At 71.4% G+C, this 13,506-nt stretch carries 12 protein-coding genes; 5 read left to right on the forward strand and 7 right to left on the reverse strand.

The genetic code is table 11. The features are described from left to right. Positions 1-5 precede the first annotated feature (5 nt). Genes OG866_RS14265 through OG866_RS14280 form a run of 4 tightly spaced genes read right to left on the reverse strand, consistent with a single transcriptional unit; the run spans position 6 to position 4,372 of the window. Positions 6-737: a GTP-binding protein gene (locus OG866_RS14265; protein ID WP_329334777.1), complete on the reverse strand. Its 732-nt coding sequence runs from the start codon at positions 735-737 to the stop codon at positions 6-8. Then, the gene (locus OG866_RS14270; RefSeq protein ID WP_329334779.1) at positions 718-1,134 is read right to left on the reverse strand and encodes a DUF742 domain-containing protein; all 417 of its coding nucleotides are present in this window, start codon (positions 1,132-1,134) and stop codon (positions 718-720) included. Before OG866_RS14270 ends, OG866_RS14265 begins: the two co-directional genes overlap by 20 nt. Then, the gene (locus OG866_RS14275) at positions 1,131-1,637 is read right to left on the reverse strand and encodes a roadblock/LC7 domain-containing protein (protein ID WP_329334781.1); all 507 of its coding nucleotides are present in this window, start codon (positions 1,635-1,637) and stop codon (positions 1,131-1,133) included. Before OG866_RS14275 ends, OG866_RS14270 begins: the two co-directional genes overlap by 4 nt. Then, entirely contained in the window at positions 1,634-4,372 is a 2,739-nt protein-coding gene (locus OG866_RS14280) for a sensor histidine kinase (protein WP_329334783.1), read from the reverse strand. The genes OG866_RS14275 and OG866_RS14280 overlap by 4 nt, the downstream gene beginning before the upstream one ends. 368 nt (positions 4,373-4,740) lie before the next feature. Between OG866_RS14280 and OG866_RS14285 the strand changes: the two genes are divergently transcribed. Further along, positions 4,741-5,526: a hypothetical protein gene (locus OG866_RS14285; RefSeq protein ID WP_329334784.1), complete on the forward strand. Its 786-nt coding sequence runs from the start codon at positions 4,741-4,743 to the stop codon at positions 5,524-5,526. A 35-nt stretch (positions 5,527-5,561) separates the two neighbouring features. On the opposite strand, the gene OG866_RS45235 is transcribed toward OG866_RS14285, so the two are convergent. Together OG866_RS45235 and OG866_RS14295 are read right to left on the reverse strand one after the other, a co-directional pair. Continuing rightward, positions 5,562-6,044 carry a toll/interleukin-1 receptor domain-containing protein gene (locus OG866_RS45235; protein ID WP_443063525.1) on the reverse strand — a complete coding sequence of 161 codons (483 nt, stop codon included), beginning with the start codon at positions 6,042-6,044 and terminating at the stop codon, positions 5,562-5,564. Positions 6,045-6,082: 38 nt separating this feature from the next. After that, complete coding sequence (locus OG866_RS14295; RefSeq protein ID WP_329334788.1) at positions 6,083-6,577, reverse strand: MarR family winged helix-turn-helix transcriptional regulator; 495 nt, start codon at positions 6,575-6,577, stop codon at positions 6,083-6,085. A gap of 250 nt (positions 6,578-6,827) precedes the next feature. Here OG866_RS14295 and OG866_RS14300 point away from each other — a divergent pair, with 250 nt between their 5' ends. After that, positions 6,828-7,652 carry a lysozyme gene (locus OG866_RS14300; RefSeq protein WP_329334790.1) on the forward strand — a complete coding sequence of 275 codons (825 nt, stop codon included), beginning with the start codon at positions 6,828-6,830 and terminating at the stop codon, positions 7,650-7,652. 83 nt (positions 7,653-7,735) lie between these two features. Here OG866_RS14300 and lon read toward each other — a convergent pair whose 3' ends face one another. Continuing rightward, positions 7,736-10,156 carry an endopeptidase La gene (gene lon / locus OG866_RS14305; protein WP_329334791.1) on the reverse strand — a complete coding sequence of 807 codons (2,421 nt, stop codon included), beginning with the start codon at positions 10,154-10,156 and terminating at the stop codon, positions 7,736-7,738. Positions 10,157-10,332: 176 nt separating this feature from the next. Between lon and OG866_RS14310 the strand changes: the two genes are divergently transcribed. The 3 genes from OG866_RS14310 (at position 10,333) to OG866_RS14320 (ending at position 13,477) form a co-directional block, all read left to right on the forward strand. Next, a complete protein-coding gene (locus tag OG866_RS14310) occupies positions 10,333-10,983 on the forward strand; it encodes a GNAT family N-acetyltransferase (RefSeq protein ID WP_329334792.1) in 651 nt (216 codons plus the stop codon). 98 nt (positions 10,984-11,081) lie between these two features. Next, positions 11,082-11,843, forward strand: coding sequence for a GNAT family N-acetyltransferase (locus tag OG866_RS14315; RefSeq protein ID WP_443063640.1), 762 nt, complete (start codon positions 11,082-11,084; stop codon positions 11,841-11,843). A gap of 140 nt (positions 11,844-11,983) precedes the next feature. Then, on the forward strand, positions 11,984-13,477 hold the full coding sequence (locus OG866_RS14320) for a sulfatase family protein (RefSeq protein WP_329334795.1): 1,494 nt from the start codon (positions 11,984-11,986) through the stop codon (positions 13,475-13,477). Positions 13,478-13,506 lie beyond the last annotated feature (29 nt).

Genomic DNA, 13,506 nt, shown 5'->3' on the forward strand with positions numbered 1-13,506 from the left:
GGGTGCTACTCGGGGGTTTCGTCCAGGGCGTGGCCGACCAGGGAGAGAAGGGTCTCGATCACCGAGATCCGGCGGCGCGCGTCCATGATCATTACAGGTATGTGCGCCGGGATCGTCAACGCCTCCCGCACGTCCTCCGGTTCGAAGAGCTCGCTGCCGTCGAAGTGGTTGACCGCGACGACGTACGGCAGCCCGCAGCTCTCGAAGTAGTCCAGCGCCGGGAAGCAGTCCTTCAGGCGCCGGGTGTCGGCCATGACGACCGCGCCGATCGCACCGCGCACCAGGTCGTCCCACATGAACCAGAACCGCTGCTGGCCCGGCGTGCCGAACAGGTAGAGCACCAGGTCGTCGTCGAGCGTGAGGCGGCCGAAGTCCATGGCCACGGTGGTCGTCAGCTTGCCGGGCGTGGCGCTGAGATCGTCGGTCTCCTCGCTCGCCTCGGTCATCAGCGCCTCGGTCTGCAAAGGCGTGATCTCGGAGACGGCGGTGACGAGGGTGGTCTTGCCGACGCCGAAGCCACCGGCGACCACGATCTTCGTCGCGACCGGGGCCCGGGTGCGGTCCGTCTGCCAGGACTTCAGGTCCTCGTCGGTGTCCACGCCGAAGGCGGTGTCCGCGCCGAAGCCGGTGTCCGCGCCGTAGCCAGTGTCCGCGCCGTGGCCAGTGGCCGCGCCGACGCCGGTGTCCGCACCCACGCCGGTGTCCGCGCCGGCGTTCTCAAAGACGACGGAGTCCATTCAGCACCCTTTCGAGCAGAGCGCGGTCCGGACGGCCGGTGCCGTGACCGGTGCCGGTGCCGTACACACGGATCTTTCCCTGGTCCGCGAGGTCGCTGAGCAACACCCGGACCACACCGAGCGGCATCTTCAGCAGCGCGGCGATCTCGGCCACCGTGCGCATCCGGCGGCAGAGTTCGACGATGGCCCGCAGCTCCGGCATGACCCGGGTGTTGAGGGAACCATTCATCAGTTCCTTGCGCTCCTCGGCGGCCTCGAGCGCGTTGGTGCTCGCCACGAACGTCTCCACGAGGAGGACGTGGCCGAAGCGGGTACGGCCGCCGGTGAGCGAGTAGGGGCGGACGCGGGCGGGCTTGCGGTCGCCGCCGCGGACGGGGAGGTGGGGACGATCGGTCATCGGGGACTCCCTGCCGACTGGGTCTCGCTCTCCAGGGATTTTCGGAGCTCGCTGCGGAGTTCGGGGGTCAGGACATGGCCGGCGCGGCCCACGAACAGGGCCATGTGGTACGCCACGACGCTCATGTCGCAGTCGGCGGAGCCGTGCACACCGAGCAGCGAGCCGTCGCTGATCGACATCACGAACAGGCTGCCCTCGTCCATCGCGACCATCGTGTGCTTCACCGGGCCGGACTCCATGAGCTTGGCGGCGCCGATGGTGAGGCTGCCGATGCCGGAGACGATGGTGGCGAGGTCGGCCGACGATCCGCGCGGGCCCTTGGGCCCGGGGGTGGGGGTGCGGGCCTCGTCGTTTCGGCCGGGGTCGGAGGAGAGCAGGAGCAGGCCGTCCGATGAGACCACCGCTACTGACTGGATGCCCGGCACCTCCTCGACCAGGTTCGTCAGCAGCCAGTGCAGGTTGCGGGCTTCACTGCTCAGTCCGAAGGTACTGGGCGCGGTCAACTGCTTGCCTCCTCGGGAGTGCCCCCCGTGGCTTCTTCGGAATGTGCGGGCGTCCTCGTCTGCCCCGTCTGTTCGGCGATCTCTGCTTCCACGTCGCGGTAGCCCGCCTCCGCCCCCCGGCGGAAGCCACCGAGCCTACGGCGGAGGGCGTCGGCGTCCACGGATGCCGTGCGCTGGCGGGGCGGTTGATCTGATGGTGCCGTGATCTTCGGGGTGCGCTTGGGGAGGCCCTTTGCGGTGAGTTGTTCGTCGTCGGCGCGGTCGTGTTCCGTCTCGGCTTCGCCTTCGACGGAGTTGTTCCCACCCGTACCACCCGTACTGCTTTCGTCGTCGGGTGCGGGTGGCCCCTGCGGGGCGGATTCGCCGTCGGCGGCCGCGGGTTGTTCGTCGGTCTTCGCCGGGCGCTCGTCGGTGGGGGCCGGTACCGGGGCCAGGAGTTCCATCGTCGTCTCCGACGCGGACTCCGACTTCCGTACGGTCTTCTCCGCCAGCTCCACCAGCGGGTCGCCCGCACCCACCGAACGGCCCGGCAGGACATTGGAGTTGGCCTCCGCGTCGGCGCCCGGGAGGGAGAAGGAGTGGGTCGTGGCCGACAGCGGGGAGGTCGCGGAGGTCGCGGACGGGACCGCTGCCGCCGGTGCCGCCGCCAGCAGCGGCTTCGGCAGGACCACCACCGCCGCGATACCGCCCTGCTTCTGCTCGCGCAGCCGGACGCGGACGCCGTGGCGGTGGGCCAGGCGGGCGACGACGTAGAGGCCGAGGCCGAGACCCTCCTCGCCCTCCTGGTCGTACGGGGAGTCCGGGTCGAACTCGGCGAGGCGGGAGTTGAGGCTCGTCAGGCGGTCCTCGGTCATGCCGATGCCCTCGTCCTGGACGGAGAGCATGACCTCGCCGCTCTCCAGCAGCCAGCCGGAGACCTCGACGGGCATGTCCGGCGGGGAGAAGGACGTGGCGTTCTCCATCAACTCCGCGAGGAGGTGGGAGAGGTCGTCGGCGGCGAAGCCCGCGACGTGCGCGTGGGGCGGGAGCGCGGCGATGCGGACCCGCTCGTAGCGCTCGATCTCGCTGACCGCGGCCCGGACGACGTCCACCAGCGGGACCGGGCCCGCGTGCTGCTGGACGTGTTCCGTGCCGGCGAGGACCAGGAGGTTCTCGCTGTGGCGGCGCATGACGGTGGCGAAGTGGTCGAGCTTGAAGAGGGTCGCGAGGCGGTCGGGGTCCTGCTCGCGCTCCTCCAGGCCCTCGATGACGGCGAGTTGGCGCTCGACCAGACCGAGCGTGCGCAGTGCGAGGTTGACGAAGGTGCCGCCGATGCTTTCGCGCAGGCGGGTCAACTGAGCTGCGGACTCGGCGAGTTCGGCGCGCAGTTCCTCGCGGGCGTCGGCCATCTTCTGACGCTGGGCGACGAGGTGCTTGCGGTCGGCCTCAAGGGTGGTGATCCGCCCCTGGACGCCGGCGACATGCGCGTGCAGGGCGTTGACGGAGCGGACGACCTGGGCGAACTCGTCGTTGCGGCCGGTGAACTTGACGGGTTCCGCGGTGGCCGGGTCCGCCGCCGTGGCCAGCCGCGCGGTGCCCAGCCGCAGGACCGCCAGCGGGCGGGTGAGCGTACGGGCCATGGCGGTGGCGATGCCGACGGTGAGCAGCATGAGGGCGCCCAGGACCGCGATGCGGATCTCCCAGGCGGTGACGTCGTCGTCGCGGAGCTGGGCGAGGTCCTCGGTGCGCTGGTGGTAGAGCGCGGACTCCACGCCGCGCATCAGCTCGACGCGAGCGGAGAGGGCGGCGTCGAGCTTCTTGGCGCTGGTGGCGAACTCGCGGTCGGAGAGGGTGGGCTGGTCGGTGAGGGAGGCCAGGTACTTCTCGGCGGAGTTGACCTCGGGGCCGGTGACGGTGGAGTCGTACCGGGCGGCGGTGTCCTTGGGCGCGGTCTCGTGGAAGTCGGCGAGCGCGGCGTCGGAGCGCAGTCGGGCCTGCTGGGCGGCGGCGGTGAGGGCGGCGCGCTGCTTGGCGTCGGCGTCGGAGGTGGTGGTGACGGTGGAGGCGATCCCGGTGATGGGGTCGGTGACCGTCTGGGTGCTGCTGGGCACGCTGAGGGCGGCCAGGAGCAGGCCGCGGGTGGCGGCGGCCTGCTGGACGGCGGAGTCCAGCTCGGCGAGGGAGTACGCGCCGGAGCCGGCGCGGGGCGGCAGCTGCTCGGCCAGTTGCTCGGCGAGGCGGTGCAGCTCGGTGATGGTGGCGGAGTAGGAGGCGTGCACTTCGAGAGCGGTGCTCTTGCCGGTGAGCACCGCTCTGCGCAGGGCGGCGATCCCGTCGAGGTCGGCACGGAGGTCGGCCGGGGTGTCGGTGTCGGCGCGCATTTCCTCGACCTGCCGGTCGACGCGGGCGCTGCGCTGCTCTGACGGCGCCTTGGACCGGGGGCGCCCGGCGGCGACGTAGGAGGTGACCTCGTCCCGCTCGTCGGCGAGCGCGTGGGCGAGGGCGAGGGCGTCCTGGGTCTGCTCGGCGAGGGTCACCAGGTCCTGGGAGTCGCTGAGGTCCTGGGAGGCGGCGAGCACGGAGGGGGCTCCGGCCCCGGCGATGGCGGCGGCCACGACGGCGACGGCGACGATGAGCCGGTTGCGTACGTGGGTGGGACGGCCCTTGCCCACGACGGCCCCGTCAGGGGCGGTGGCGGAGGTGGTGTCGGCGGAGGCCGTCTGCTTGCTCGTACGACGAGGCCGCGTCTTCTGCACCGGTGCTCGCATTCCTGACTCGTGTACCCATGGGCCCGGGTGACGCTCCGTCAACTGACGGGTACTCCCGGTACGGTTCCCGACCCTCCCAGCGCCAGTGGGCAGTGGTCGGGCATCACCCGACCCGCCACTCGAAGGAGTGAACCCCGGAGGGGAGTTGGGGAGCAAGTTCCCGTGGCACAGTCAGGGGCCTTGTGCGGCGGGCCGGTTGGACGTCCCGGGCGCACGATGGCATGATCTGCCGCCACGCGCGGCCGGAGTGAAGCATTCCACCCCAAATCAGACGCCTGACCTGCGCGCCTGCACCGATTCGGCAACCGATGCCAGCCTTTCGTGAACGCTGTGAAGGGCTCGTGCAGACTGGCTGGATGCGTACTGAACTCGTCTCGGAGCCCGGCGATCCGACCCGCCCCAACGAGGACTTCGCGAGCGTGAGCCTTCCGGCGTCCGGCGGGGGCGGGGCGCTGGTGCTCCTCGACGGCGTGACACCGCCGAAGGGCCCCACCGGCTGTCTGCATTCCGTCCCCTGGTTCGTCTCACGTCTGGGCGGCGCACTGACCGAACTGACCGTTTCCCTCCCGGATGTGCCGCTGAGCGAGGCACTGAGCCTCGCGATTGCACGTACCGCCGATTCCCATGCGCACACGTGTGACCTTTCTCACCCACGCACACCTCAGGCCACGGTGGTGGTGGCGCGATGGTCGGCCGCGTCGCTGGAGTACCTGGTCCTGTCGGACTCGGTCCTGCTGGTGGAGGCGCCGGACGGGGCGGTGACGGCCCTGGCGGACGACCGCCTGGCCCTGCTGCCGCGGACGTCTTTGACGAGCGACGCCTTCATCGACGCGCACCTCCGCAACAAGGAGGGCGGCTTCTTCACCGCGGCCGCGGATCCCTCGGTGGCGGGGCTTGCGGTGACGGGGCTGCTGCCGCGGTCGTCGGTGCGGGCGTTGGCCGCGATGACGGACGGAGCGACTCGGTGGGTGGAGAAGTTCCGGGAGGGGGGTTGGGGGGACTGCTTCACGTTCGTACGGAAGGAGGGGGCCGCGGCGTTGGTGGGGCGGGTGCGGGAGTTGGAGGAGGCGGATGTGGAGCGGGCGTTTCTGGGGCGGAGCAAGCGGCATGACGATGCTTCGGTGGTGTTTGTGGAGTGGTGAGTCAGGGGGTGGGGGCAGTGTCGGGCTCTGGGGGGTCAGCGCTCGGAAGAGTGGCCGACATGATGATCTCTGCATCCCTTTCGGCGGACCGGCCAGGAAGAGCGTGGGGATGGACCAGTCCAACGCAGGCCGCCAGTTCGGTGGCGTAGGGGTCGGTGACCGCCTCGGTCATGGCCAGCACGCTCGGCACTCCTCGACCCAGCAGCTCCCGGGCCAGCCCTGCCCTGGCCTCGGCCGCCGCGTCCTCGACGGCGGGTTCCGGTGCCTGTGCGGTGGATGGGGGTCACCACGGCCACCACCGCGGCGGAGCTCGCCAGCCCCTCCTGCAACCGCATGGGCACCAACTGCCCGCCGACCATCTCCCAACGGTCGAACCAGACCCTCAACCCGAGCCGCTGAAGATTCTCCGCGAGCGCGACGGGCCACTCCCCGTCGCCGTGTGCGTAGGAGAAGAAGACGTCGTACCGCTCGGCCCCGGCTAGGGCGCCACCAGGGCACCGGCACTCGTAACGGCCCAATTCCCCCTACGAGGTGCGATGTACCGCCGGCCGGCCGCCTATTTCTCCATGCCCAGGTTCAGTTGGTTCAGCAGCCGGGCCAGTTCCGAGACCTCCCGCGGGTCCCAGTCCGCCAGCCGCCCCGCATACCGAGCCCGCCGAGCGTCCCGTACCCGCCCCACCCGTGACCGCCCCTCCTCCGTCAACTCGACCAGCCACGCCCGCCCGTCCGCCGGATCGGGTGCGCGGGTGACGAGGCCGAGGTCTTCGAGGGCCCGGAGCTGGCGGGACATCGTCGCCTTGCCCACGCCGATGTACGCGGCGAGTTCCGTGGCCCGTTGGCGGCCGTGCTCGTCGAGGCGGACCAGGAGGCCGTACGCGGAGGACTCCAGGTCCGGGTGGACCTCGCGGGCCATCTCGCCCTGGTTGGCGCGGGCGCGCCGGAGCAGGACGGTCAACTCCCGTTCCAGTGCCAGGAACTCGGGCTGGTCCACACCACTCCCGGGCAGGGCGGAGCCGGCTCCGCTTCCGCCGCCGTTCGCGTCTTCGTGCACGTCAGTCCCTGCCTCGGTTTCCGGGTCGTGAAAGTTTCCGCCAAATGCCGTCATCGCCGCAGCTCGGTCAGTATTTCGCAGGTCAAGACCAACGGCAGCCCCCAGCCCCTCTTCCCCCGCGCTCTTCTACGTGCGTAGCTTCTTTACCAGGCACTCGCTGGCATGACCACGCCAGGACGTACACGAGAACACCCCCCACACCCCCAGTTCAGTTCCGGCACGTCCCCCCACCGAGCCTCCGGAGGCACGCATGCCCGTGCGCAGACCCAGACTCAGACCCAGACCGGTCCGCCTGTTCCTCACCGCCCTCGTCGCGACCCTCCTCGCCGCCGTCTCCCTCCCCACCACCGCTTCCGCCGCCGACACCCCCGCCCGCGGCTCCGCCTACATGGGCATCGGCGTCCTCGCCCACGACGGCCAGAACGGCACCCCGCGCGACACTCGTGCCGCTCAGACCGAGGGCGTGGACGTCTCCAGCCATCAGGGCAACGTCGCCTGGTCCACGCTGTGGAGCAGCGGGGTGAAGTGGGCTTACGCGAAGGCGACCGAAGGGACGTACTACACGAACCCTTACTTCGCCCAGCAGTACAACGGCTCCTACAGCGTCGGCATGGTCCGCGGCTCCTACCACTTCGCCACCCCGGACACGACCGGCGGCGCCACCCAGGCCGACTACTTCGTCGACCACGGCGGCGGCTGGTCCCAGGACGGCAGGACGCTGCCCGGCGCGCTCGACATCGAGTGGAACCCGTACGGCGCCTCCTGCTACGGCAAGACGCAGAGCGCGATGGTGACGTGGATCCGCGACTTCCTGAACCGGTACAAGGCGCGGACCGGCCGTGACGCCGTCATCTACACCGCCACCACCTGGTGGACGGAGTGCACGGGGAACTACGGCGGGTTCGCCACCGCCAACCCGTTGTGGATCGCGCGGTACGCGTCCACCGTGGGGACGCTGCCCGCCGGATGGGCCTACCAGACCATCTGGCAGTACACCTCCTCCGGGCCGACCGTCGGCGACCACAACAAGTTCAACGGGGCTCTCGACAGGGTCGTGGCGCTCGCCAACGGATGAAACACAGTGAAGGCCCGGGCCTCTCTCTTGAGAACCCGGGCCTTCATCTCATCCGGTCGCGTCCGTCACGCCGCGACCGGAAGTCACGCCGCCACCGGAACCTCCGGCGTCGCCCCGGCCGTCGCCGGGGACAGCGCCAGCTCCAGGACCTGGCGGACGTCGGTCACCGGGTGGACCTCCAGCTTGTCCAGCACCTCCGACGGGACGTCGTCCAGGTCGGCCTCGTTGCGCTTCGGGATGATGACGGTCGTGACGCCCGCCCGGTGCGCGGCCAGCAGCTTCTGCTTCACACCGCCGATGGGCAGGACCCGGCCGGTCAGGGACACCTCGCCGGTCATCGCCACGTCCGTGCGAACCTGGCGTCCGCTCAGCAGCGATGCCAGGGCCGTCGTCATCGTGATGCCCGCGCTCGGCCCGTCCTTCGGGACCGCGCCCGCCGGGAAGTGGATGTGCACGCCCCGGTCCTTCAGGTCGGCGACCGGCAGTTCGAGTTCGGCGCCGTGCGAGCGCAGGAAGGACAGGGCGATCTGCGCGCTCTCCTTCATCACGTCGCCCAGCTGACCGGTGAGGGTCAGCCCCGCCGCGCCCGTCTCCGGGTCGGCCAGGGACGCCTCGACGAACAGGACGTCACCGCCGGCTCCGGTCACCGCCAGGCCGGTCGCCACGCCCGGCACCGCCGTGCGGCGCTCGGCCGGGTCCTGGGCGGACTCGGGGACGTGGTGCGGACGGCCGATCAGGTCGCGCAGCTCCCCGTCCGTCACGGTGAACGGCAGCTTGCGCTCGCCGAGTTCGTGCTGGGCGGCGACCTTCCGCAGCAGCCTCGCGATCGCCCGCTCCAGGGTGCGGACGCCCGCCTCGCGGGTGTACTCGCCGGCGAGCTTGCGCAGCGCGCTCTCCTCCAGCGTGACCTCGTCCTTGTCGAGGCCGGCCCGCTCCAGCTGGCGCGGGAGCAGGTGGTCACGGGCGATGACGACCTTCTCGTCCTCGGTGTAGCCGTCCAGGCGGACCAGCTCCATACGGTCGAGCAGGGCCTCCGGGATGGCCTCCAGGACGTTCGCCGTCGCCAGGAACACCACGTCGCTCAGGTCGAGTTCGACCTCCAGGTAGTGGTCGCGGAAGGTGTGGTTCTGCGCCGGGTCGAGGACTTCGAGGAGCGCCGCGGCCGGGTCGCCGCGGAAGTCGGAGCCCACCTTGTCGATCTCGTCCAGCAGGACCACCGGGTTCATCGACCCGGCCTCCTTGATGGCCCGCACGATCCGGCCGGGCAGCGCGCCGACGTAGGTCCGCCGGTGGCCGCGGATCTCCGCCTCGTCGCGGACGCCGCCGAGGGCGACACGGACGAACTTGCGGCCCATGGCGTGCGCGACGGACTCACCCAGGGACGTCTTGCCGACGCCGGGAGGCCCTACGAGCGCCAGTACGGCACCGCCGCGCCGCCCGCCGACCACACCGAGCCCGCGGTCATTGCGGCGCTTGCGCACCGCCAGGTACTCGGTGATCCGCTCCTTCACGTCCTCCAGGCCCGCGTGCTCGGCGTCGAGCACGGCCTGGGCGCCCTGGATGTCGTACGCGTCCTGCGTGCGTTCGTTCCACGGGAGTTCGAGGACGGTGTCCAGCCAGGTGCGGATCCAGGAGCCCTCCGGGGACTGGTCGCTGGACCGCTCCAGCTTGTCGACCTCCTTGAGGGCCGCCTCGCGGACCTTCTCGGGCAGGTCGGCGGCCTCCACCCGGGCGCGGTAGTCGTCGGACTCCTCGGCCGCGTCCTTGGCGTCGCCGTTGAGCTCGCGCAGTTCCTTGCGTACGGCTTCCAGCTGGCGGCGGAGCAGGAACTCGCGCTGCTGCTTGTCGACGCCCTCCTGGACGTCCTTGGCGATGGTCTCGGCGACGTCCTGCTCGGCAAGGTGGTCGCGCAGCTGCTGGGTGGCGAGCTTGAGGCGGGCGACCGGGTCGGCGGTCTCCAGCAGCTCGACCTTCTGCTCGGTGGTCAGGAAGGGCGAGTAGCCGGAGTTGTCGGCGAGCGTGGAGACGTCGTCGATGGCCTGGACGCGGTCCACGACCTGCCAGGCGCCGCGCTTGCGCAGCCAGGCGGTGGCAAGGGCCTTGTACTCCTTGACCAGTTCGGTGACATGGCCGGGCTGCGGCTCGGGAACCGTCTCGTCGATCCGCGTGCCCTCGACCCACAGCGCCGCGCCCGGGCCGGTGGTCCCGGCGCCGATCTGCACACGCCCGCGACCGCGGATGAGCGCGCCCGGGTCGCCGTCGGCGAGCCGGCCGACCTGCTCGACGGTGCCGAGGACACCGGTGCTCGCGTAGGTGCCGTCGATCCGCGGCACCAGCAGGACCTTGGGCTTCCCGGGCTCGGAACGGGCGGCGGCCTGGGCGGCCTCCACCGCGGCACGCACATCGGCGTCGTTCAGATCGAGCGGGACCACCATTCCGGGCAGCACGACCTCGTCGTCGAGCGGCAGCACAGGCAGAGTGAGCGGTGTGGACGTCGAAGCCATGATCTCCCCTTCGGCACTCAAGTTGAGCTATGCCGACTCAATGCACGTGAGCCCCTGAATGTTCCCCCAGGCGCGTTCGCTGTGAGCGATCACGTCTGTCGGGCTGCGTGACGGGCCACGTATCGTCCACAACGGTAATAGCCGAAGAAGCATTCCAACTGTTACGGGGAGATGTCGTGGACGAGACCGTGCGGGCCTGGGTGGACGGGTGGGTCGTCTCGCGCGGGGCCGCCCCGCCGGTGCTGGAGCCCTGGGGCTGCACGATCGACATGGGCATGGACGGACACGTCACCCGGCACGTCCTCGGCGCGATCGGCGAGGGCGTCGAGGCGGCGGCCGTACGGAAGGTCGCCGAGGCGGTGACCGGGGCCGGGGTCTGGCTCAAGGCGTTCCGGCATCCGGCCGTCGTCTCCGGCTGGCTGGACGACCGCTGGTGGGTCGACCCCGAGCCCGGCTATCTGATGACGCTCCCCCTCACCCCGGCGACCGCCGAGGTGCCCCCGCTCCCGGAGGGTTACCGGCAGCACACCTGGTCGCGCGGCGGAGTCGTCCGCACCATGGTCGCCGGTCCCGACGGCTCCTGGGCGGCCCGCGGCCAGCTCGCCCCGACCGGCGTCACCGCGGTCGCCGACCAGATCGCCACCTCCCCCGCCCACCAGCGCCGCGGCCTCGCCACCCTCGTCATGCGTACCCTCCAGCGGGCGGCGCTGGAACAGGGGGCGGAACGATGCGTGCTGGCGGGCACGCCCGCGGGAAGGGCGCTGTACGCGTCGCTGGGGTGGTCGGTGTCGGCGGTGCTGACGAGCGCGAAGTACACCGGGAACTGAAACAGGCGGCGGGGAAAAGAAGTTGCCCCGTCCCCGCGCCCGCGTACGTTCACCCCGTGACCGATACACAGACCTACCTCGCCGCCTACGACGACCAGATGCGCGGTGTGCCGCCCACCCCGCCGGCCGGGGTGACGTACGACAAGGACGGGCCGCTGCTGCGGATCGTCGGGCAGTTCCGGGGGTTCCTGAGCGGGCCGCGCGACCTCGGGACGGACGGCGCGGAACTGGACCGGCTGATCGCCCGGCAGCGGGACTTCTTCGCCGCGCGGGGTGAGGCGGTGGAGTGGAAGACGCGCGCCCACGACACCCCCGCCGACCTCACCCGGCGACTCCGCGCCGCCGGGTTCGTGCCGGAGGACCGGGAGACGGTGCTGATCGGGCGCGCGGCCGAGATGGCCGTACAGGAGTCCGTGCCGCCGGACGGGGTCACCCTGCGGCGGGTGACCGCCGACGCGGACATGCGGCGGATCGCCGCCATGGAGTCGGCCGTGTGGGGGCAGGACCGGGGGTGGCTCGCCGACGATCTCATCGGCCGGGTCGCCGCCGCTCCCGACGAGATCGCGGTCTACGTCGCCGAGGCGGACGGCGAGGTCGTCGCCGCCGCCTGGCTGGCCTTCCGCGCGGGCACCGACTTCGCGAGCCTGTGGGGCGGCTCCACGCTCGCCGCGTGGCGGGGCCGCGGGATCTACCGCGCGCTCGTCGCCACCCGCGCCGCCCTCGCCGCCGCCCGCGGCGTGACCTATCTGCACGTGGACGCCTCCGACGACAGCGCCCCGATCCTGCGCCGGCTGGGCTTCACGGCGGTGACGACGACCACGCCGTACGTGTGGACGCCGGAGGCGTCCGGGGATCGCTGACCAGCCCCGATCTCCACGTCATCGCAAGGCCGCCGCGACATCCCCGCAACGCCGTTCACAGGAAGTCCCTGCACACTGCAAGCTCATTCACAGCTCGATTGAGCGTTTATACGGGGTTTTACGGGGACTTGGGGCAACGGATGAGCGGTGGGGAGCGGCGGCGCGGGCCGGGGCGGCGCGCGGTGATGACCGGAGCGGCCGTGGCGGCGACGGGGGCGGCTATACCGTTCGTCCTCAAGGCCACCGGCGGCGGCTCGCCCACGGCCACCGCCACCGGCCCCGGCCGCACCGCCGCCCCCGTGGCGAGCCGGCCACCCGCCTCCCCCGTGCCCCGCGGCAGCGACCGCCCCAACATCCTCCTGGTCCTCACCGACGACCAGCCGAAGGACACGGACTGGGCCCTCCCCCAGACCCTGGACTGGCTCGGCGGCCACGGCACGACCTTCGGGCGCGCGCACGCCAACACCCCGCTCTGCGCCCCGTCCCGGGCGTCGATCATGTCCGGCCGGTACGCCCACAACCACGGCCTCCTCGACACCCGCCACCCCGGCCATCTCGACCAACGCACCACGGTCCAGTGCCGGTTGCACGAGGCGGGCTACCGCACCGGCCTGTTCGGCAAGTACCTCAACTACTGGCCCACCGGCCACAACCCGCCCCACTTCGACGAGTGGCTGCTCCAGGAGCCGGTGCGCTACTACAACGGCCACTACAACGACAACGGCACCGTCCGGACCCTCCCCGGCTACAACACCACCGTCATCAAGGACCGCGCCCTCGACTTCATCGAGCGCTCGCGCGACGACAGCCGCCCCTGGTTCGCGTTCGTCGCCACGCGCTCCGCGCACGAGGTGAACATCCCGGAGCGGAGGTACGCCCACACGCGCGTGCCCGAGTGGCAGGGCCGCCCGTCGGTGTTCGAGCCCAGCAAGGGCGACAAACCGCCCTACCTCCGCCGGGCCCACCACACCTTCGCCGAGGGCAGCGCCCTGCGCACCCGTCAGCTGCGCACGCTGCTGTCCGTGGACGACGCGATGCGCGACTTCCGCGACAAGCTGCGCGCGCTCGGCCAACTCGACAACACGCTCGTGCTGTTCACCAGCGACCACGGCCTGTGCTGGGGCGACCACGGCTGGCTGCGCAAGTCGGTGCCCTACCGGCCGAGCCTCGAAGTGCCCTTCCACCTCTCCTGGCCCGCCGGCGGGCACGGCGACGCCCGCGCCGACGACCGGCTCACCGGCCACGTCGACATCGCGCCCACCCTCCTCGCCGCGGCGGGCGTCGCCCCGGACACCCCGCAGGACGGCCACTCCCTGCTCGACCGGGACAGCGACCGCAGCCATCTGCTCGCCGAGTGGTGGTGGAACCGGCAGGACAAGCAGCCGATCCACACCTGGGCGTCGTACGTCGGCAAAACCGAGCAGTACACGGAGTACTACCGCACCCGCCTCGGCACCGACGGCCGCCCGCACGGCGACGGCAAGGTGCTCTTCCGCGAGTACTACGACCTGCGCGCCGATCCGTATCAGCTGCGGAACCGCCTGCACGGCGCCGGCCCGGAGGACGAACAGCGGCTCGGCATCCCGGCGTTGGCGGCAGGGCTGGCCAAAGCCCGTTTGCGGGACGGGAACTGACGGAAGGGAACTTCCTGCGCGCCGTGTTC

The sequence above is a fragment of the Streptomyces sp. NBC_00663 genome (assembly GCF_036226885.1).
In the GTDB taxonomy this organism is placed as follows: Bacteria; Actinomycetota; Actinomycetes; order Streptomycetales; family Streptomycetaceae; genus Streptomyces.